The organism is uncultured Caulobacter sp. (assembly GCF_947036865.1).
Classification (GTDB): Bacteria; Pseudomonadota; Alphaproteobacteria; order Caulobacterales; family Caulobacteraceae; genus Caulobacter.
On the sequence record NZ_CAMQSF010000022.1, the window covers coordinates 22,631 to 42,499 of the forward strand.

Consider the following 19,869-nt stretch of genomic DNA (forward strand, 5'->3'; position numbering starts at 1 on the left):
GACCGCCGGCGCGAACCAGCGGGTTTTCACCCTTCCCGATTTCGTTTAAGTACGACTATAGGATGAAAATTGGCTTCACTCGCCTTTTCTCATCTCGCCGCGGGCCATGCGCCGCGCGGCGGATGCTCCTCGCGCCGACGTGCCCCGCGCGAGGGGCGGGAGCGCCGCCTTGCATCCCCCCAAGCAGGCGGGCGGCGCTCCCTGACCCTTGGGCGGTGCGCCCAGCTACGCCGCCACCGGCCGCAGGTCCCGCGCGTAGCGTTTCCAGTTCTCGACATAGTGGAGGGCCGAGGCTTGCAGGATCATGGCGTGCTGCTCGCCGATCTCGCGGACCACCTTGCCGGGCGCGCCCATCACCATCGAATTGTCGGGGATCTCCTTGCCCTCGGTGATCAGGGCGCCGGCGCCGATCAGGCAGTTCCTTCCGATCCGCGCGCCGTTCAACACGATCGCGCCGATGCCGATCAGCGAACCGTCGCCGATCGTGCAGCCATGCAGCATCACCATGTGACCAACGGTCACATTCATCCCGATCGTCAAAGGCGCGCCAAGATCAGTGTGGAGCACCGATCCGTCCTGGATGTTGCTGTTTTCTCCGATCGTGATCGGATCGTTGTCGCCACGCGCGACGGCGCCCCACCAAATACTGGCGTTGTTCTTGAGAATCACATTGCCCATCACGCTGGCCGTGGGCGCGATCCAGTATTCGCCTTGCGGGGGCAACGTCGGCGTCACGGCGCCCAGGGAATAGACAGTCATCCGTATGCCTCGTTTTCTTATGCGCGATTTTCCGGTTAACCACCTGGAAAGCACGTTCCGGCATTGTAGTCAGGCGATTCGAGAGGGAACATTCCTTCAGCGGGAATCATTCTTCTCTCGTTCGGGCCGGGGGCGACCTCAAGCCAACGGCTCACCCGCTGACGAAGACGAGGTGTCGCACTTGGCGTTTCGGCGTACCGCATCTCCCGGACCTTCCCCTCGCGGAAGCGATCCCGAGCCGCCTCGCCGCGCATCCGACTTCGTTTTTATCCCGCTCCCCGATCAGGACGACGCCTTTTGGCCTCGTCCTTTTTTATTGCCCTCATGGAGGCTTTAATGACCAAGCGAGCCCTGAAGCGGATGGCGCGTGAAGGCGCCTACGAGACGACCTACGACGACGCCAAGGTGCGCCGCCTGCCGGTCGATCACCGCGGCGGCTGGTCGCCCCTCGGCGACGACGATGGGGCCAGGGGCGAGAGTCGGGATCAGAGCTATCTGAAGACCATAAAACCGAAATCGCCGGGCCAGGCTCAGTTGATGGAAGCCATCGACGAAAAGAACCTGGTCATGGCCCTGGGTCCGGCCGGCACCGGCAAGACCTACATCGCCATCTCCAAGGCCGTGGAGGCGCTGGAGGCCGGCCGCGTCAGCCGCATCGTCCTGTCCCGCCCCGCCGTCGAGGCCGGCGAGTCGATCGGCTATCTGCCGGGCGACATGGAAGACAAGCTGGCCCCCTATCTGCGCCCGCTCTACGACGCCCTGACCGATCGCCTGTCGGTCAAGCGCATGCGGGCTCTGATGGCCGAGGGCGCGATCGAGATCGCCCCGGTCGGGTTCATGCGCGGCCGCACCCTGAACAACGCCTTCGTGGTGATCGACGAGGCCCAGAACTGCACCTACATGCAACTGAAGATGCTGCTGACGCGCCTGGGCTGGCACTCGACCATGGTGGTCACGGGCGACCCGAACCAGTCGGACCTGCTGCCGGGCATCTCGGGCCTGGCCGACGTCGCCGCCCGCTTCGAGGACGTGGCCAACATCGCCGTCGTCCGCCTGGCCGACCGCGACATCGTCCGCCACCCGCTGGTCGCGGAGATGCTGGGCGTTCTCTGAGCGTTTTCGCCGGAGCGCTCGCACTGAAGACTTGAGTTAGGGGCGGTCGGACGTGCAAGGTCCGGCCGCCTTAACTTTTTTCGGACACCTTCATGGCCGACTCGACCGCGCCGCGCACGGAATTGACCCTTCGAGGGGTCATCCTCGGCGTTCTGATCACCCTCGTCTTCACGGCGGCCCAGGTCTATCTGGGCCTTAAGGTCGGCCTGACCTTCGCCACCTCGATCCCCGCCGCCGTCATCTCGATGGCCCTGCTGCGGGCGTTCAAGTCGGCGACCATCCAGGAAAACAATATCGTCCAGACGATCGCCTCGGCGGCGGGCACGCTGTCGTCGGTGATCTTCGTGCTGCCCGGTCTTCTGATGATCGGCTGGTGGGCGCACGTTCCGTTCCTGCCCACCTTCGGCGCCTGCGCCGTCGGCGGCATCCTGGGCGTGATGTACACGATCCCGCTGCGCCGGGCGCTGGTGACCAATTCCGACCTGCCCTATCCCGAGGGCGTCGCCGCCGCCGAGGTGCTGAAGGTCGGCACGGGCTCGCGCGAGGGCGCGGCCGAGGGCAAGGCCGGCCTGGTCGCCGTCAGCCTGGGCACGATCGCCTCGGCCCTGTTCGGCGCCCTGGGCGCGGCCAAGCTGTTCGCGGCCGAGGTCGCCGGCTACTTCAAGTTCAAGGCCGGCGCGGGCGCCACGGGCCTGGGCGCCTCCAGCTCGCTGGCCCTGATGGGCGCGGGCCACCTGATGGGCATCACCGTCGGGGTGGCGATGTTCGCGGGCCTGTTCATCGCCTGGGCGATCCTGGTGCCGATCCTGACCGTCGCCACGCCCATGCCGGCCGCCGACGCCGCCACCCACGCCCTGACCGTCTGGAAGACCCAGGTCCGCTTCCTGGGCGCGGGCGTCATCGGCGCGGCCGCCATCTGGACCCTCGCCAAGCTGATCGGCCCGATCATCGCCGGCCTGAAGTCGGCGCTGGAAGCCGCCAAGGCCCGCAAGAGCGGCGCGGGCGACATTCCGCGCGTCGAGCAGGACCTGCCGATCGGCATCGTCGGCCTCGTCTCGCTGCTGCTGCTGGCCCCGGCCGGCTGGTTCCTGGCCCACTTCCTGGCCGGCGGTCCGATCACCAGCCTCGCGGCCCCGCTGGTCGCCATCGGCATCGGCTACCTGATCGTGGCGGGCCTCCTGGCCGCCGCCGTCTGCGGCTACATGGCCGGCCTGATCGGCTCGTCCAACAGCCCGGTCTCGGGCATCGCCATCCTGACCGTGCTGGGCGCATCCCTGATGGTCGGCGTCGTCGGGCGCGGCATGATCGGTCCCGACGTGACCAAGGCGCTGATCGCCTTCGCCCTCTATGTCACTACCTGCGTCCTGGCCGTGGCCGTGGTCGCCAACGACAACCTGCAAGACCTGAAGACCGGCCAGCTGGTCGACGCCACCCCGTGGAAGCAGCAGGTCGGCCTGATCATCGGCGTCATCTCGGGCGCCGTGGTGATCCCGTTCGTGCTGGAGCTGCTGAACCGCTCGAACGGCTTCGCCGGCGCCCCGAACCTGCAGGCGATCTCGGACCAGCCGCTGGCCGCCCCGCAGGCGACCCTGATATCGACCCTGGCCAAGGGCGTGCTGGGCGGGGATCTGAACTGGAGCCTGCTGGGCTACGGCGCCCTGATCGGCCTGGCTTTGGTCGCGGTCGACGCGATCCTGCGCAAGACGAGCAACGAGCGCCTCAGCCTGCCGCCCCTGGGCGTGGGCCTGGCCATCTACCTGCCCAGCGGCGTCACCGCCCCGGTCGTGGTCGGCGCCGTCGCCGGCTGGCTGTTCGAGAAGATCGTCGCCAAGGACCGCGCCGCCGAGCCGGCCAAGCGCCTGGGCGTGCTGATCGCCTCGGGCTTCATCGTCGGCGAGAGCCTGTTCAACGTCGCCCTGGCGCTGATGATCGTCTCGACCGGCAAGGGCGAGCCCCTGGCCGTCCCGTTCGCGCCGTCCGAGCACGTCGGCATGATCCTGTCGCTGATCGCGGCCGCGGTCGTGGTGATCGGTCTCTACCGCTGGGCCCGCAAGGCCGGCGCGAAGGCGCTGGAGGCGTAGGGCTTCCATGACTGACTGGGCCGCCAACTATGCGCCTCTGATCGGCTCGACCGTCGAGGTGCTAAAGTGGCGGCCCCTTACCTGCGATACACCGTCAGTTATCCAGGACTTTCGGGCCGCCAGTTTCTGGTTCACAGGCGCGGCTCAGGTGATCTTTTCCTCCGATCGAGAGCTGTTCCTTACTTGGACGCAGAGTGGTCCGAACATGGTTCTTGAGGCGACCGACGAAAGTCGCTGGGGGCCACACGCCCTCGATAGCTTGATCGCCTATGCCGACGAACCTTGGAGCGCGATCCTGGGCAGCACGCTGACGGGAGCTAGCTTCTTCACGCTTCCAGAAATCGAAGGCGAGCATGTGGTTGTGGTTCGCCACGATCTGCTGGTGGACGACAAGCAGCATCGACTGTGGATCGGCGTCGGCTGGGAGAATGGGATCAGCGACACCGACGATCTTTGGGTCAGCGTCGGCGTCGATCCGCCGAACGTCGACGACCTGATCAAAATCGGCAGCGTCGGCTCCTAAACCGCCGGCTTCACCACCGTAAACACCACCTCGCGCCGCCCCCGATAGCCCAGAGATTCATAGAGCCCGATCGCGGTGGCGTTGTGGGCGTAGCTGTGCAGGAAGGCCTTCTCGCCGCGCGCCAGGATCCTGGCCGTGACCTCGCGCAGAAGGCGGGCGGCGTAGCCCTTGCCGCGGTGGTCGGGATGGACGCAGACGCCGCTGGCCTCGGTATAGCCATCGGGCCGCGTCCGCTCGCCGGCCATGGCGACCAGCTGGCCGTCCACCCGCACGCCGATGAAGGCGCCCAGCTCATGGGTGCGGGCGAAGAACGGGCCGGGCTTGGTCAGGGTCGCCAGGGCCAGCATCTCGGCGGCGTCGGGGTCGCCCAGATCGAGCATGTCGAAGGCCACGTCCCAGGCCGGCGCGACCGCCGTCGCCTCCATCTGCAGGCAGAGGGCGCTGGAGACGACCTGCGTCCCCGGCGCGGGCGGCGGCGCGGCGGGCTCGATCAGGCCGACGGTCCCGTGCGCGCGCACCAACTCGGCCAGGGCCGCCAAGCTCTCCGGGCTCGCATCGTCGACGCCGGCGAACAGGCCGAACTCAGGCCTCATCCGCACCGCGCCACCGTGGCGGATGGCCAGATGGCTCTGGCGGCCGGTCAGGGCCGAATAGGCGGGACGGTCGAGGACGTGCGGGCTCATGCGCCCCCTAAGGCGAGGCTTGGCTCGGTCGGCTACTCCAGGTCCTCGCCCAGGATGGCCATCTCGAACATGAACGAGCCGTCCTCGTCCTCGTCCTGGAAGACGACGCCGATGAATTCGCCGGCCACCTCGACCTCGGCGGAGTCCTTCTGCTTCGGGCGCGGCTTCACCTGGATGTGCGGGTTGCCGAAGGTGCGCTTCAGGTGCTTTTCGATCTTGGCGACGGTCGTGGCGTCCACGGGGGCCTCTTTTTCAGCTGAGCGCCCGGGAGCGCGGTGTCGGGGCGAAACTAGCGCCCGGCGCGAGAGTCGCAAGCCGCTTCCGGCGGAAGAGGTGTGGACGCGCCCTCCGCCAGCAGCCAATCGCGGAACAGCACGGCCGCCGGAGCGGCGGCGCCGCGCGGGGTCAGGGCCATGATCCGGGTCTCGCTCGCGGCGAACCCGAGCGGGGCGACCAGCCGGCCGCTGGCCAGGTCGCGCTGCACGAAGGCCCACGGACCGACCGCGACGCCCAGGCCGGCGGCGGCGGCTTCCAGCATGTAGAAATAGTGGTCGAACTCCTGCTCGCTGGCCGCCGGCGGCAGGCGCTGGGCGCCCCAGTCCTGGACCCACTCGGACCAGCCTTGCGCATAGGTGCGGGTCAGGAGACGCGGCAGGGCGCAGATCCGCTCGAAGGTCGCCGGACCGGCCGCCGCGACTTCCGGCGCCATGACCGGTCCGTGGAAGTGGCGCAGGAACGGGTGGGCGTCCGAGTCCGGAAAGTCGGGCTCGCCGGCGCGGCGCATGCGGATCGCCAGGTCGACGCCGTCGGCCTTGAAGTCGAAGGGTCCGTTCGACTCGGCCACCCGCACGGGGATATCGGGATGCGCCGCCAGGAAGCCGGGCAGGCGGGGGATCAGCCACTTCATGGCGAAGGTCGGCAGGCAGGACACGACGAGCGGCTTGGGTCCGGCCTCGGTCGGTCGCGGCACGGCCGCCTCGATCTGGTCGAAGGCTGGCGACAGGGCCTGGGCCAGCTTCAGCCCCGCCTCGGTCATCCGCAGGCGCGAGCGCGGCCCCTCGGTCAGGGGTACGCCGAGGAACTCTTCGAGGGCGCGGATCTGACGGCTGACCGCGCCGTGGGTCACGCACAGCTCGTCCGCCGCCAGCGTCATGCGGCCGTGACGACCGAACGCCTCGAAGGCGCGCAGGGCGTTCAGCGGCGGCAGGTCGCGGCGAGCCATGTGAAGAAACCTCACAGAGCTCCGACGGATAAGTCGTTATCGCGCGCGGCGCAATCGGGGGATAAGTCGGACATGCCGTCCGCCCCGCCCTCCCGCATCACCCTGGCCCAGGTGCTGGCGCTGCTGGCCATCTGGGCCGCCGCTCTGCACGGCCTGGCGCGGCCGACGCCCAGCCGCGACGCGCGGGCCGTCGCGGCCAAGGGCCCGCCCTCGGCGCCGTGCGCCAGGGCCTTCCGGCAGGGCTGACCCCGGAAAAGGATGAGCCCCGGCGCGTCGTACGCGGCCGGGGCTCGGGTCCGCCCACTAGGTCGGGGGGGCGTAGAGGGGCGGACGCGATATTAACGCCAGCCCCCGAACCGGGTTCCGCCCCCTACTTCGCGGGCGTCAATTTTATCTCGAAGACCTTGGGCCACAGCTTGCCGGTGACGAACAGGCGATCGCCGGCCGCGTCGTAGGCGATGCCGTTCAGGACGTCGTCCTGGGTTCCGGTGACGCCCGCCTCCTTCAGCAGGCCCGCCAGTTCGATCCAGGCGATCACATGGCCGGTCTTGACGTCGATGCGGGCGATGCGCGTGGTCTGCCAGACATTGGCCAGCAGTTCGCCCTTCACCCATTCCAGCTCGTTGAGATTGCGCACCGGCACGCCATGGTCCGTGACCTCGATGCGGCCGGTCTCCTTCAGGGTGTCGGGGTCGAGGAAGCGGATGAACGACGTGCCGTCGCTCATCATCAGCCGCTTGTCATCGCGGGTCAGGGCCCAGCCCTCGCCCGGATAGCTGAACTCGCCGATCTTCTCGAAGCTGTCGATGTCGTAGATGAAGCCGACCTCGTCGGTCCAGGTCAGCTCGTAGAGCCGGTTCTTCCAGTCGACGATGCCCTCGCCGAAATAGCGGCTGTCCAGCAGGCGCTCCTGCTCCGAGGCGCCGGTCTCCAGCTTCCATTTGCGGATGAACGAGCGGTCCTTCAGGCCCGTGCTCTCGAACAGGAAGCCGTCGCGATAGAACAGGCCCTCGGTGAAGGCGCCGGTGTCGTGCGGCCAGGCCTTGACCACCGTATAGCCGCCGACCGGCGCGGTGGCGGCGCAGGCGGGGGCGCCGACCAGCAGCGCCGCGGCGAGGATCAGGCCGTTCAGGCCAAGCCGGAACGCGCGCACTCAGATCTCGTACGAATAGACGGTCTCGGCCAGGGTGTGGTCCATGGTCCGGGCGGGCTCCTCGCAGGTCGGGCAGTTGACCAGCCGCGCCGGCACGCCGGCGGCCGTGCAGTGAGCCGGCACGGGACGCAGCACCACCGAGCCCGAGGCGATCTTGGCGTAGTCGCCGATGGCGATGTTGCCCAGGACCTTGGCCCCCGCGCCCAGCAGCACGCCCTTGCCGATCTTGGGGTGGCGGTCGCCGCGCTCGGCGCCGGTGCCGCCCAGGGTCACGCCGTGCAGCATCGAGACGTCGTCGCCGACCACCGCCGTCTCGCCGATGACGATGCCGGTGCCGTGGTCGATGAACACGCCCTTGCCGATCTTGGCCGCCGGATTGATGTCGACTTGGAACACCTCGCTGGCCCGGCTCTGCAGATAGAAGGCCAGGGTCTCGCGGCCCTCGTTCCACAGCCAGTGCGACACGCGATGGGTCTGCAGGGCCAGGAAGCCCTTGAAGAACAGGAACGGCTGGACATAGCCCTTGCAGGCCGGGTCGCGCTCGAACACGGCCTTCAGGTCGGCCTCGGCCGCCTCGACGATCGACGGGTCGCTCTCGAAGGCGTCGGCGGCGAACTCGCGCGCCGTCATCGCCCGCATCTCCTGGTCGCCCAGCTTGCGCGCCAGCTGGAAGGTCAGGGCGTCGGCCAGGTTGTCGTGGCTCAGGATCACCGCGTTCAGCAGCGAGGCCAGGGCCGGCTCGGCCTTGGCCGCGTGTTCGGCCTGGTTGCGCAGCGCGACCCAGACGGGGATGTCCGTCTCCGGCGTCAGCACCTCGAGATGTTTGGCCATCGGGCTCTCCCTTCCCTGGCTTACGCGATACTTGGAGCATTCTTACAGGAAATGCTCGAACCCGGCGACGGGCGCCGGCTAATCGAGGATCAAGGCGGCCAGGTCGGCCGGCAGTTCGCCCCGGACCGCCATATGGTGCGTCCGCAGCAATAACGCCACCGTAATCGCGTCGGGCATGTGGCCGGCGGTCGCCGCGTCCAGCGCCTCGCGGAACGGCACGCGCGTGACGGCGAAGTCTTCCGTCTCGTCGGGCTCGCCCTCCGTGGGCGACAGATCCATGGCCAGGAAGCCGTAGGCGACCTCGTCGGTCACCGAGTTCGAAAGCTCCATCCGCAGGATCAGCCGCCAGTCGGCGGCTTGCAGCCCGACCTCCTCGGCCAGTTCGCGCTTGGCGCCCTCCAGAGGGTCCTCGCCCATCGGCGCGCCGCCCTCGGGCAGCTCCCAGCTGTAATTGGCCAGGGCGAAGCGGTTCTGGCCGACCAGGGTCACCGTGCCGTCGGCGTGCAGCGGCACGACCCCGATCGCCTGGTTCTTGAATCCGACCTTGCCGTACAGCGCCGGCCGCCCCGTCGGCGCGATCGCCTGGTATTCGGTCACCGTGATCCACGGATTGTCGTAGGCGACCCGGCTGGACGAGACGCCCCAGGGCTTTCCGTGCGGCTTCAGCCAGGCTGGCTTTTGCGTCATGGCCTCTCACGCGGCTTGTGGCGGCTGGGCTCCAGCCATAGGTGTGCGGCTTACAACGCTTCGGAGATGTCGTCTTGGCCGGTTCCGTTCCCCCCGCCCCCGAATTTGGCGACACCCTGCCGGTCGAGGCCTCGCCCGAGGTGGTCGCCTTCCTGGCGCGCCGCCGCTCGGCCAGCGCCATGACCCTGACCGCGCCGGGGCCGGACGACGCCCAGCTGGCCGACCTGCTGCGCCTGGCCGCCCGCGTGCCCGACCACGGCAAGCTGGCCCCCTGGCGCTTCGTGATCCTGAAGGGCGCGGCCAAGGACGCCTTCGCCGAGCGGATCGCCGCCCTGGCCGACAGCCAGGCCAATCCGACCAAGGCCAAGGCGGCGCTGCGCAAGCTGACCAACCCGCCGGTCTGCGTCGCCGTCATCTCGCGCGTCGTGCCGGGCGAGATTCCCGAGTGGGAGCAGCGCCAGAGCGCCGCGGCCGTCTGCCACCAGATGCTGCTGGCCGCCGCCGCCCTGGGCTGGGGGGCCAACTGGATCACCGACTGGTACAGCTACGACCCGCGCGCCACGGCGATCCTGGGCCTGGCCGAGGGCGAACAGGTGGCCGGCTTCCTCTATATCGGGACCGCGACCGAGCAGCCGCAGGAGCGCGTGCGCCCCGATGTCGCCGCCCTGACCAGGCTGTGGAGCCCGACCTAGGCGCTAGGCGTTCGTTGGACGACGAGGAGACCGACATGAGCCGACGCAAGGACCCCTGGGCCAGCCTGGCCTTCGACACCTGGTCGCTGGGGCTGGAGGCCTCGTCGGTGATCGGCCTGCGCCTGATGAAGCTGGCCGCCGGCGGCGCGGCGGCCCAGGCCGAGGCTCAGCTGATGGTCGGCGAGAAGCTCGCCGCCGGCATGACCCTGCCGATGCTGGCCATGACCGGCCAGCTGGGCGCCACGCACGCGGCGATCGCCTCGGGTTCGGTGGCGCATCTGCGCCGCAAGGTCAGGGCCAACCGCCGGCGTCTGTCGAAGCTTTAGAGCCTGTCTGTTTCGAATGGACCCATTCGAAACAGATAAACAGGCTCGCTTTCTGATATTTAGAGCGTGCTAGCCACCGAAACCGCTCACACTTTCGGCTAGCACGCTCTAGCCGCGACCGCGATAGGGCTGAACGCCCTGGTCGGGAACCCACAGGCCTTCCGGCGCCGGGCCCGTCTGCCAGAACACGTCGATCGGAATGCCCCCACGCGGATACCAGTAGCCGCCGATGCGCAGCCAGCGCGGCTGCGCGATCTCGACGATCTTGCGCGCCACCTTGACCGTGCAGTCCTCGTGGAACGATCCGTGATTGCGGAAGCTGGTCAGATAGAGCTTCAGCGACTTGCTTTCGATCAGCCAGTCGCCCGGCGCGTAGTCGATCACCAGATGGGCGAAGTCCGGCTGGCCGGTGACCGGGCATAGCGAGGTGAATTCCGGCGCGACGAAGCGGGCCAGATACAACACGTCGCTCTGCGGGTTGGGCACGCGCTCGAGGACGGCGGCTTCGGGGCTGTCGGGCGCGTCGACGACGCGGCCCAGCTGGGTGACGTTCAGATCGGTCATCGGCGCGATTTAGGCCTCCGCGCCCGACGAGACAAGGCGCGCGCCCCTCGCTACAACGTCACGAACAACTGTTTGAGGGAGAGCGGCATGTCGGGACGGGACTTCGAGGGCTTCACGGTGGTGGTGACGGGCGCCTCCACGGGCCTGGGCCGGGCGATCGCGGTCGAGACGGCGCGACGCGGCGCGGCCCTAGTGGTCGTCAACTTCGCCCGCAGCGGCGAGGAGGCCGAAGAAACCGCCCGCCTGGTCGAGGCCCAGGGCGCCAAGGCGGCCTTGGTGCGAGGCGACGTCGCGCTCGACGCCGACTGCCGGAAGATCGCGGCGGCCGCCGAGGCGAGCGGCCGGATCGACGCCCTGTTCAACAACGCCGGGATCACCAAGTTCGCGCCGAACCACGCCGACCTGGACGCGGTCAACGCCGAGGACTTCCTGCGGCTCTATTCGGTCAACGTCGTCGGAGCCTTCCAGATGACCCGCGCCGCCCGCTCGCTGCTGGAAGCGGCCCCCGCGCCGGGCGCGGTGGTCAACACCAGCTCGATCGCCGCCGTGCAGGGCATCGGCTCGTCGGTGCCTTATGCCGCCTCGAAGGGGGCGATGACCACCATGACCCTGTCCTTGGCGCGAGCGCTGGCGCCGCGCATCCGCGTCAACGCCGTCTGCCCCGGCTTCATCGACACGCCCTGGTTCAAGGACATGCCCGCCGACTCGATGGAGCGTCTGCGATCCGGCGCCGCGAACGCCACGCCTTTGAAGGTCGCCTCCAGCGCCGAGGACATCGCCGGCGCCGCCGTGTTCTTCGCCTCGCCCGCCGCGCGCCACGTCACGGGCGAAACCCTGCTGGTCGACGCCGGTCTGCATCTGGGCGGAGCGAGTCTGTCGATGCGCTGAGGCGTTCAAGTCACGGACAAAGGCGAAGCGTCCGATTTTTACCTTGTGGCCGAATAGCAGCGATTCCGCAGCAAAATCGTCACACTGCGCCCAAACTTTGGGCGTCGGGCGCCCTTGTGACTAGCGTCGCCGCGCGGCCGGTTGCAACTAGCGTCGGCGCCCCGACTAATTCGAGCGGGGACGCAAATGCGGTTGCAGACGCCGTCGGAGCTCGGGAACCAACCTGGGGGACGACGAAAACAAAGGGGATAGATCCAATGAAAGCCATGAAGATCGCGCTGGCCGCGGCCGCCGCCACGGTTGCCCTGTCGGGCGCAGCGATGGCCGACGAGTTGAAGCTGGCGTACAACATCGGCGTCACCAGCGACTATGTGTTCCGCGGTGTCAGCCAGACCCAAGAAGATCCGGCCGTCCAAGGCGGCATCGACGCCACCTACGGCCTTGGCTATGCCGGCGTGTGGGCCTCGAACGTCGACTTCGGCAGCAAGAACCCGAGCACCGAGGTCGACTTCTACGCGGGCGTGAAGCCGGTCGTCGGCGACACCAACCTCGACCTCGGCGTGATCTATTACAGCTATTCCAAGGACAAGGGCCTGACGCCGGGCGCCTACAGCTATGTCGAACTGAAGGCCGCCGCCTCGCGCGCCATCGGTCCGGCCACGGCCGGCGTGGCGGTGTATTACTCGCCGCAGTTCCCGGGCAAGACCGGCGACGCGACCTATGTCGAGGCCAACCTGTCCGTGCCGGTCTCCCCGAAGATGAGCCTCAGCGGCGCGGTCGGTCACCAGTCGATCCAGAAGGCCGGCGACTACACCACCTGGAACGTCGGCGTGGGCTACGCCCTGACCAGCAAGCTGTCGGCCGACCTGCGCTACTACGACACCGACGAGCACAGCTTCGGCTCGATCTACGACCGCCGCGTGGCCCTGACGCTGAAGGCCGCGTTCTAAGCCCGACGGTCAATCCGAAGAACGAAGCCGCTCCGGTTCGCCGGGGCGGCTTTTTTCATGCCGGTTCCACGCCGGCGCGGATGGCGTCATCTCAAGCTAAGGGGCCTTAGGCGGCCGCATCGCCAGGACGGCCACGAACACCACCGCCGCCACCGCCGCGAACAGCTGGAAGGTCGGCGAGAAGCTTCCCAGCCGATCGCGCATGGCCCCGGCGACGAACGGCCCGCCCGCCGAGACCGCGCCGACCAGACAGGTCAGGGAAAAGAGCTCCAGGTTCGACCGGCGGCCGTAATAGTTCAGCAACAGCACCGTCACGGCCAGGACCGTCAGGCCGAAGCCGACGCCCGTGCCGATCGCGTAGAGCACCATCAGCGGCGGCGTCGTCGCTCGGCCCAGCGCCAGCAGGCCCACGACCAGCATCCCCTGCGCGAAGGCCAGCAGCCAGCGCGGATCGACCCGGTCGCCCAGCGCCCCGCCGCCCAGCCGCGCCAGGGTCTGCATCAGAGACTCCAGGCTCAGCATCTTGGCCGCCAGGGCGCCGGCCGTGACGGCGGAGACGCCCGCGGCGACGCCCAGCTCGGTCAGGTGGCTGACCGACACGCTGGCCACGGTCACGCCCACCAGCAGATGGCTGAAATAGGCGGCGACCAGAATGTAGAACTGCGGCGTCCGCAGCGCCTCGGCCACCGTCCACTCGCGGGCGGTGCGGTAGACACGCGCGTTGGCGGGCGCCGCGCGCGCGGCCTCCTCGACCTCCAGATCGACCTCGTGCGCGGCCGCCGCCAGCCACCGCGAGCCGCCCACCATCAAGGCGCACAGCAAGCCCACGGCCGCCGCCAGCGCCGCCTGGACGATCCAGTAGAGCCGCCAGTCATCGTGGCTGGCGCCCATCAGCGTCAGGGCCATCCACGGCCCCGCCGCGCCGCCCAGCGACCCGAAGGTGAAATAGAGGCCGAACGGCAGGGCGCGCTGGCGGAACAGCGACGACAGCACGTGCGTGCCGGGGATCAGCGCCGCCATCTGGAACCCGACCCCGCACGCCGCGGCGCCCGCGTAGTAGCTGAACAGGCTCTCGGCGTTGGCCATGCCCAGGAAGCCGGCGGCCAGAACCGCTCCGCCCGACACCAAGGTCCCGCGCACGCCGATCCGCCGGATCAGCAAGGCCGGCAGCCAGGACGACGCCCCGGTGAACACGCCCAGCACCGCGAACCCGGCGAAGGCCTCGGTGAAGCTCCATTTCAGGTCGCCGATCATCGCCGGCAGCACGACCCCCAGCGAGCCGTAGGTCGAGGCGGTGATCAGGAACAGCAGCAGGCTGAACGCCGCCAGCAGCAGCCAGGGGCGGAAGCGATCTTGGGTCATCGGGTCTCCTCCCCCGGGCCACGGGGGAGGATGCATTGGTCGATCATCGGAACGTCCGCTTCAAGGTCGCGCGCCACTCGCGCCCCCTGCCCGGCAGCACGCCGAGATTGGCGTAGGTGTCGGCGTCTGGCGTGAAATAGACCGTGTCGAACAGGTTATCGACATTGATCGACAGCGTGTAAGGCCCTCGGCTGACGAACGCCGACGCATTGACCAGGCTATAGGCCGGATAGCGAACCGCGCCCTGCACCGTGCCCGAGGTTTGACTGACATGGCTGACGCCCAGGGTCGCGCCGGCCTGGCCCCAGTCATAGCCCTTGCTGGTGTAGGTTCCATAGAGGCTGACCACCGATTTCGGGATCAGGGTGTAGGCATAGTCGCCGCTCCGCCCCGGCAGGCTGGCGAAGCTCCAGACGACATAGGAGCCGCCGTAGCCCCGAGCGCCCGGGACGCCCGCCGCATAGGCCGGGATGTACTGGAACGACGTGTCCGGCCCCTTGATCGTCGTGCGTTGGCTGTTGCCGGCGAAGGTGAAGGACAGGCGCTCGGAGGCCAGCCAGCGGACCTCCAGCTCGACGCCCTTGGCGCGCGTGCCCTGCACCACCGGCGGGGCGAGCGCGCCGGCGATCTGGGTGCGGTTCTGGTCGTAGGCCGCCAGCGACCCAACCAGGGTCCCGCGCAGCAGCTGGAACTTCACCCCGGCCTCGGTCAGGTCCGAGCTCGAAAGCCACGAGCCGTCGGCCACCAGGTTCGGGGCGACGTCGCCGGCCTGGCTCATCTCCAGCGCCGCGGCCTTGGCGTAGCTGACATAGGGCATCAGGCCGATCGGCAGCTTGTAGGTCAGGCTGGCGTTCCAGGTGGCCTTGTCGCGCCCGGCGGTCTGGCGGCCGGCCACGACATAGCTGAGGAAGCCGGTGTCCTGGCTCTGGACCGAATAGCGGTCCCAGCGCCCGCCCAGCACCAGGTTCCAGCGCCCGACATCGATGTCGGAGGTGACGAACACGCCCGTCTGCTTCCAGGTCGAGCGGTTGTCGTTCTCCCACTTCAGCCCGATGCCGCCGGGCTCGTCGTCGAACGGACTGTCGATGATGTCGGTCGGCGTCGCGCCGAAGCTGATGTCGCGGCGATCCAGGGCGATCAGGCCGCTGTTGAAGCTCTCCCGCCGCCGGCCGTCGAACCAGCGATGCGCGCCGCCGACCAGGGTGCGGGCGCTGACGGCGCCGAGATGGGTCGGGAAGGCGTAGGTCACCCGCGCCTCGCTGACCTTGGAGTCGGTCGTCGCCGGATAGCCGTAAGAGACGAACCGGCGGTTATGGAGCCGGTCGTGGAACAGCTGCAGCTTGATCGACCGATCGCCGCCCAGGTCCTTGGCGAGATCGAAATAGAGGGTCTGGGTGTTGGTCTTCGAGAAGTCGGCCGGGCTGATATAGACGGTCCGCCGGTCGAGCTTGGTCGTGCCCACCCCGACGTCCAGGGTGTGGGCCGCGTCGGTGGCCGGGAAACCGTAATAGGGAATGTAGAGCGCGCTGGCATAGGGGTAGAAGCCGACCTCGTTGGGGGTCAGCTTGCCGTTGCGGTCGGCGTCGACCAGGCTCGTGTCGCGGCCGGTCGTATAGATCCCTTGGTCGATCAGGGTCTGGGTCAGGCGGTTCCAACCCGGCGTCTGCACGTCGCCGTCCGAATGAAAGGCCATGCCGCCGAAGGCCGTGCTCCAGCCGTCGCCGAGATCCAGGTCCGACGAAACTTCCAGCGTCTGGTGACGCGGATAGATACCCTTGTAGAAGCTGTGGCTGTCCTCGGCCTCGCCATAGACGTAGAACCCGCCTTCGACCGGGCCCAGGCGGACAGGCGCCCCGACCTGGCCGGTGACGAGCTTCTTGTTGTAGCTGCCGAAGGTGGCGGTGACCTCGCCCTCGGGTCCGGCCAGGAAGCGGCCCTCGTCGCGGGCGGACTTCGGGATGAAGTTGACCAGCCCGCCGACCTTACCCGCGCCATAGACCGGCGTCGGCGGCCCGCGCAGGATCTCGATCCGGGCCGCCCCGCCGATCGGGGTCGAATAGGTCCCGCGGTTCTCGATCCGCTTGAAGCCCCGGAAGTAGTTCTCGGCCAGGGTGCCGCGAATGTTCAGCGAGCCGGGCACGCCATAGAAGCTGGCCGTGTGCGTCCCCGGCGCGACCTTGGTCGCGCCGTCCAGGGTCAGGACGCCGTAGCGCTCCAGGGTGAGATCGCTGACCAGGCTGGCCGAGCGCGGGGTCTCGATCAGCGGCTTGGCGATCCCGAACACGCTGTTGCTGGGCTGTTTCTCGATAAGACCGGCCTTGTCGCGGGCCAGGACGATCACGGTGTCCACCTGGTCGGCCACCTGATCCTCGGCATGGGCTGAAACGCTGGAAACGGTCACGAAGGCCAGGGCGCTGGCGGAAAGAAGAGCGAGTTTGAACGGCATCGACGGCGCCATCTTCAGCCGCGGAGCGGAATAGCCCGCGGTCACGCGCCGATATCTGGTGTGGCCTTGATCTTCGTCAAAATGCCTTCTGACATTTTAGTGCGCATTTTGAGTACCTGTGGCGCGAATGTCGCGATCACGACTTTGTGGGCGATGAGGCGTCGGTGGGCCTTTTTCGCGGCTCGCGCATTGAGCCCCTAGCGCGGTCGCGCGCCGGAGGGACCCTGATGCCGCTTTCGCAATCCGCCGCCACGCCCAGCGCCTGGCCCGCCCGGCTTCTGGGCGCCGTGCTCGTCGTGATCGGTCTTGTCCTCGGCGTCGGCGGCGCCTGGCTCGTGATGCTGGGGGGGTCTGCCTACTACGTCCTGGCCGGCGTCGGCCTCGTCATCAGCGGCGGACTCCTGGTCGCGCGCCGGATGACGGGCGTGTGGCTTTATGCCGCGATCTTCGCGGCCACCGTGTTCTGGGCGCTTTGGGAGTCCGGCCTCAATGGCTGGGCCCTCGTCCCCAGGCTGGTCGGTCCGTTCGTTCTGCTGTGGCTGGCCCTGGCCTGCGCGCCGCTGCTGACGCCCGAGCGCCGCGAGCGACGCGCCGCGCTGGCGACCTTCGGCGGCTCGGTCGCGCTGCTGGTCGTGGGCCTGATCGCCGTGACCCTCGCCAGCGGCATCAAGTCCGCCGCCCCCGACGGCGCCCAACTCGCGCTGAACCCCGCCGAGGCGGCGACGGCCGACTGGACCGCCTATGGCGGGACCTACGGCGCCCAGCGCTACTCGACCCTGGCGCAGATCACCCCTGACAATGTCGGCAAGCTGAAGCGCGCCTGGCTGATCCACACCGGCGACATGCCGGCCACGGCCGAGGCGCGCAAACAGTACGGCGCCGAGACCACGCCGCTGAAGGTCGGCTCGACCCTGTACCTCTGCACCCCGAAGAACATCATGATGGCGCTGGACGCGGCGACCGGCGCGACGCGCTGGCGCTTCGACCCGAAGGTCGCCGACGCCCACATCCCCTACACCGCCGCCTGCCGGGGGGTGTCCTACTACGCCGTCCCGAACGCCGCGCCCGGCCAGGCCTGCGCGACGCGGATCATCGAGGGCACGCTGGACGCGCGGCTGATCGCGGTCGACGCCAACACCGGCCAGCCCTGCGCGGGCTTCGGCTTCGGCGGCCAGGTCGACACCAATCAGGGCGTCGGACCGTCGGCGGCCGGCATGTTCTCGATCACCTCGGCCCCGACCATCGTGCGGGGCGTCATCGTCACCGGCCACCAGGTGCTGGACGGCCAGCGGCGCGACGCGCCGTCGGGCGTGATCCAGGGCTATGACGCCGTCACCGGCCAGTTGCGCTGGGCCTGGGACATGACCCGCCCCGACCTGACCGGCCCGCCCCCGCCCGGCCAGACCTATACGCGCGGCACGCCCAACATGTGGACCACGGCCAGCGGCGACGAAGCGCTGGGCCTCGTCTACCTGCCGCTGGGCAACAGCGCCGTCGACTATTGGAGCTCGTCGCGCTCGCCGCTCGAGAACGCCCACTCGACCTCGCTGGTGGCGCTGGACGTCACGACCGGCAAGAAGGCCTGGTCGTTCCAGGCCGTGCACAAGGACGTCTGGGACTACGACCTCGGCTCGCAGGCGACCCTGATCGAATACCCCAGCGCGGCGGGTCCGATCCCGGCCCTCGTCTTGCCCGGCAAGCAGGGCGACCTCTATGTGCTGGACCGCCGCACCGGCGCGCCGCTGACGGGCGTGGTCGAAAAGCCCGTGCCGCAGGGCGGCGTCGAGCCCCAGCAGCGGTCGCCGACCCAGCCGTTCTCGCTGTTCCACACCCTGCGCAAGGCCGACCTGACCGAGAAGACCATGTGGGGCATGTCGCCGATCGACCAGATGCTGTGCCGCATCCAGTTCCGCCGCGCGACCTACAAGGGCTTCTACACCCCGCCCGAGACCAAGGGCCACTATGTCGAATATCCCGGCTACAACGGCGGCTCGGACTGGGGCGGCATCGCCATCGACCCGACGCGCGGCGTGATCGTCGCCAACTACAACGACATGCCCAACTACAACCGCCTCGTCCCCCGGGCCGAGGCCGACAAGAAGGGCTGGGCGCCGCGCGGCTCCGAACGCGGCGGCAGCCTGAAGAAGGGCGCGGAAGGCGCCGGCGACCCGCAGTGGGGCGCGCCCTACGCCATCGACGTCAACGCCGGCTGGCGGATGCCGGGCACGGGCCTGCTGTGCAAGCAGCCCCCGTACGGCGGCCTGCGCGCCATCGACCTGCGCACCGGCAAGACCCTGTGGGACCGCCCGCTGGGCTCGGCCCGCACCAACGGCCCGTTCGGCATCCCCTCGCACCTGCCGCTCGAGATCGGCACGCCCAACAACGGCGGGGCGGTGGTCACGGCGGGCGGGGTGATCTTCATCGCCGCCACCACGGACAACCTGATCCGCGCGATCGACCTGAAGACCGGCAAGACGCTGTGGAGCGACGTGCTGCCGGCCGGCGGCCAGGCCACCCCGATGACCTACGAGGTCGGCGGGCGTCAGTACCTGGTGATCATGGCCGGCGGCCACCACTTCATGGAGACGCCGATCGGCGACGCGCTGGTGGCTTACGCGCTGCCGCGTTAGGGGGCGGGGTCGAAGCTTCGCACACCAACCACTGCCTTCCTGGGCCTCATGCCCAGGATCCATGCCGGACGAAAGTGCGGTGGCTAAGTGTTCGTGGCGGAGACACCGCGACAATGCCGGGCACGCAGCGGCGGCTGAACGATGGGTCCTGGGCACGAGGCCCAGGAAGGCAGGATTGGAAGAGCGACCGCAGGCGGCTCCCCTCAGCTCCGCGCCTCGGGCTGCACATTGAGGATCCGCAGCATCGCGTTGCGAGACCCCTCGACGTCGCGGCTGGCGATGACGCGGGCGACCTCGCGGTGTTCCTCGATCTCGTCCAGCAGCTCCTGCTCGGTGGCGGTGTCGAACGAGAACACCCAAAAGCGGGCGGCCTTGTGCTGCAGCGGGATCAGGATCCGGGCCAGGGCGAGGTTGCCCGAAGCCCGCGCCACCAGGGCGTGGAAGCGCAGGTCCATGGCCACCAGGGCCGGCAGGTCGCAGGTCCGGGCCGCCTCGTCCCCATCGGCGAAGACGTCGTACAGCGCCTGGGCCTCGGCCTTGGAGGCGTTCTTGGCCGCCAGGCCCGCGCAGTGCGGCTCGATCAGCACCCGCGCCTCGTAGCCCTGGCGCAGCTCGACCAGATCGAGCGGCGCGACCAGGGTGCCCGACCGCGCTCGGCGGATGATCAGCCCCTCCAGCGCCAGACGCCCCAGCGCGTCGCGCACGCCCGCCAGGCCCGTCTCGTAGTGCGCGGCCAGCGACTGCTCGTCCAGCCGCGCGCCAGCCGGCAGCTCGCCCAGGATCAGGTCCAGAAGAATGCGCTCATAGACCTTGGTCTTCTGCAGCTCCGGCGCCCAGTCCTCCAGCCCCGAGGAATTGGCGACGTCCAGCACCAGTCGGCGCGCGGGCAGCGAGTTCAGCGATGGCGAGGCCATGAGGGGTCCGTATGCGATACGCGCTGAGAGGTAAGCTGAAATGTC

19 protein-coding genes and 1 pseudogene are annotated in these 19,869 nt (G+C 69.0%); 9 read left to right on the forward strand and 11 right to left on the reverse strand.

The window, feature by feature from the left end; genetic code table 11:
* Positions 1–225: 225 nt before the first annotated feature.
* Positions 226–759 carry a gamma carbonic anhydrase family protein gene (locus Q0V34_RS12965; protein WP_297512540.1) on the reverse strand — a complete coding sequence of 178 codons (534 nt, stop codon included), beginning with the start codon at positions 757–759 and terminating at the stop codon, positions 226–228.
* Positions 760–1,083: 324 nt separating this feature from the next.
* Here Q0V34_RS12965 and Q0V34_RS12970 point away from each other — a divergent pair, with 324 nt between their 5' ends.
* The 3 genes from Q0V34_RS12970 (at position 1,084) to Q0V34_RS12980 (ending at position 4,476) form a co-directional block, all read left to right on the forward strand.
* The gene (locus Q0V34_RS12970; RefSeq protein ID WP_297512542.1) at positions 1,084–1,872 is read left to right on the forward strand and encodes a PhoH family protein; all 789 of its coding nucleotides are present in this window, start codon (positions 1,084–1,086) and stop codon (positions 1,870–1,872) included.
* A gap of 92 nt (positions 1,873–1,964) precedes the next feature.
* Complete coding sequence (locus Q0V34_RS12975; RefSeq protein ID WP_297512544.1) at positions 1,965–3,953, forward strand: OPT family oligopeptide transporter; 1,989 nt, start codon at positions 1,965–1,967, stop codon at positions 3,951–3,953.
* A 7-nt stretch (positions 3,954–3,960) separates the two neighbouring features.
* Positions 3,961–4,476, forward strand: a complete 516-nt coding sequence (locus Q0V34_RS12980) for a hypothetical protein (RefSeq protein WP_297512546.1) — start codon at positions 3,961–3,963, stop codon at positions 4,474–4,476.
* On the opposite strand, the gene Q0V34_RS12985 is transcribed toward Q0V34_RS12980, so the two are convergent.
* Genes Q0V34_RS12985 through Q0V34_RS12995 form a run of 3 tightly spaced genes read right to left on the reverse strand, consistent with a single transcriptional unit; the run spans position 4,473 to position 6,381 of the window.
* The gene (locus Q0V34_RS12985) at positions 4,473–5,159 is read right to left on the reverse strand and encodes a GNAT family N-acetyltransferase (RefSeq protein ID WP_297512548.1); all 687 of its coding nucleotides are present in this window, start codon (positions 5,157–5,159) and stop codon (positions 4,473–4,475) included. The genes Q0V34_RS12980 and Q0V34_RS12985 overlap by 4 nt on opposite strands.
* 32 nt (positions 5,160–5,191) lie before the next feature.
* The gene (locus Q0V34_RS12990; protein ID WP_168076258.1) at positions 5,192–5,398 is read right to left on the reverse strand and encodes a DUF3126 family protein; all 207 of its coding nucleotides are present in this window, start codon (positions 5,396–5,398) and stop codon (positions 5,192–5,194) included.
* Between the two features lie 50 nt (positions 5,399–5,448).
* Entirely contained in the window at positions 5,449–6,381 is a 933-nt protein-coding gene (locus Q0V34_RS12995; protein ID WP_297512552.1) for a LysR substrate-binding domain-containing protein, read from the reverse strand.
* Positions 6,382–6,453: 72 nt separating this feature from the next.
* Here Q0V34_RS12995 and Q0V34_RS13000 point away from each other — a divergent pair, with 72 nt between their 5' ends.
* Positions 6,454–6,627 carry a hypothetical protein gene (locus Q0V34_RS13000; protein ID WP_297512553.1) on the forward strand — a complete coding sequence of 58 codons (174 nt, stop codon included), beginning with the start codon at positions 6,454–6,456 and terminating at the stop codon, positions 6,625–6,627.
* 124 nt (positions 6,628–6,751) lie between these two features.
* On the opposite strand, the gene Q0V34_RS13005 is transcribed toward Q0V34_RS13000, so the two are convergent.
* The 3 genes and pseudogenes from Q0V34_RS13005 to Q0V34_RS13015 form a co-directional block, all read right to left on the reverse strand.
* Positions 6,752–7,534, reverse strand: a complete 783-nt coding sequence (locus Q0V34_RS13005) for a glutaminyl-peptide cyclotransferase (protein WP_297512554.1) — start codon at positions 7,532–7,534, stop codon at positions 6,752–6,754.
* Positions 7,535–8,365 (reverse strand): serine O-acetyltransferase, encoded by an 831-nt coding sequence (cysE, locus tag Q0V34_RS13010; RefSeq protein WP_297512555.1) that lies wholly within the window; start codon positions 8,363–8,365, stop codon positions 7,535–7,537. It lies immediately after the preceding gene.
* A gap of 78 nt (positions 8,366–8,443) precedes the next feature.
* Positions 8,444–9,167 (reverse strand): annotated as a pseudogene (locus Q0V34_RS13015) (NUDIX domain-containing protein).
* Between Q0V34_RS13015 and Q0V34_RS13020 the strand changes: the two are divergent.
* Both Q0V34_RS13020 and Q0V34_RS13025 read left to right on the forward strand, forming a co-directional pair.
* Positions 9,127–9,744 (forward strand): nitroreductase, encoded by a 618-nt coding sequence (locus Q0V34_RS13020; RefSeq protein ID WP_297512557.1) that lies wholly within the window; start codon positions 9,127–9,129, stop codon positions 9,742–9,744. The pseudogene Q0V34_RS13015 and the gene Q0V34_RS13020 sit on opposite strands and share 41 nt — an antisense overlap.
* 35 nt (positions 9,745–9,779) lie before the next feature.
* The gene (locus Q0V34_RS13025; RefSeq protein WP_297512559.1) at positions 9,780–10,070 is read left to right on the forward strand and encodes a hypothetical protein; all 291 of its coding nucleotides are present in this window, start codon (positions 9,780–9,782) and stop codon (positions 10,068–10,070) included.
* 108 nt (positions 10,071–10,178) lie between these two features.
* On the opposite strand, the gene queF is transcribed toward Q0V34_RS13025, so the two are convergent.
* Positions 10,179–10,634 carry a preQ(1) synthase gene (queF, locus tag Q0V34_RS13030; protein WP_297512561.1) on the reverse strand — a complete coding sequence of 152 codons (456 nt, stop codon included), beginning with the start codon at positions 10,632–10,634 and terminating at the stop codon, positions 10,179–10,181.
* Between the two features lie 87 nt (positions 10,635–10,721).
* On the opposite strand from queF, the gene Q0V34_RS13035 reads away from it, so the two are divergent.
* Positions 10,722–11,522: an SDR family NAD(P)-dependent oxidoreductase gene (locus Q0V34_RS13035; protein ID WP_297512563.1), complete on the forward strand. Its 801-nt coding sequence runs from the start codon at positions 10,722–10,724 to the stop codon at positions 11,520–11,522.
* 257 nt (positions 11,523–11,779) lie between these two features.
* Complete coding sequence (locus Q0V34_RS13040; RefSeq protein ID WP_297512565.1) at positions 11,780–12,472, forward strand: TorF family putative porin; 693 nt, start codon at positions 11,780–11,782, stop codon at positions 12,470–12,472.
* Positions 12,473–12,568: 96 nt separating this feature from the next.
* Here the strand turns inward: Q0V34_RS13040 and Q0V34_RS13045 are convergent, their stop codons facing one another.
* Both Q0V34_RS13045 and Q0V34_RS13050 read right to left on the reverse strand, forming a co-directional pair.
* Entirely contained in the window at positions 12,569–13,834 is a 1,266-nt protein-coding gene (locus Q0V34_RS13045) for a CynX/NimT family MFS transporter (protein WP_297512567.1), read from the reverse strand.
* A 43-nt stretch (positions 13,835–13,877) separates the two neighbouring features.
* Positions 13,878–16,280: a TonB-dependent siderophore receptor gene (locus Q0V34_RS13050; RefSeq protein WP_297512569.1), complete on the reverse strand. Its 2,403-nt coding sequence runs from the start codon at positions 16,278–16,280 to the stop codon at positions 13,878–13,880.
* A gap of 227 nt (positions 16,281–16,507) precedes the next feature.
* Here Q0V34_RS13050 and Q0V34_RS13055 point away from each other — a divergent pair, with 227 nt between their 5' ends.
* Positions 16,508–18,910 carry a membrane-bound PQQ-dependent dehydrogenase, glucose/quinate/shikimate family gene (locus Q0V34_RS13055; RefSeq protein WP_297512571.1) on the forward strand — a complete coding sequence of 801 codons (2,403 nt, stop codon included), beginning with the start codon at positions 16,508–16,510 and terminating at the stop codon, positions 18,908–18,910.
* Between the two features lie 203 nt (positions 18,911–19,113).
* Here Q0V34_RS13055 and Q0V34_RS13060 read toward each other — a convergent pair whose 3' ends face one another.
* Positions 19,114–19,824: a GntR family transcriptional regulator gene (locus Q0V34_RS13060; RefSeq protein WP_297512573.1), complete on the reverse strand. Its 711-nt coding sequence runs from the start codon at positions 19,822–19,824 to the stop codon at positions 19,114–19,116.
* Positions 19,825–19,869 lie beyond the last annotated feature (45 nt).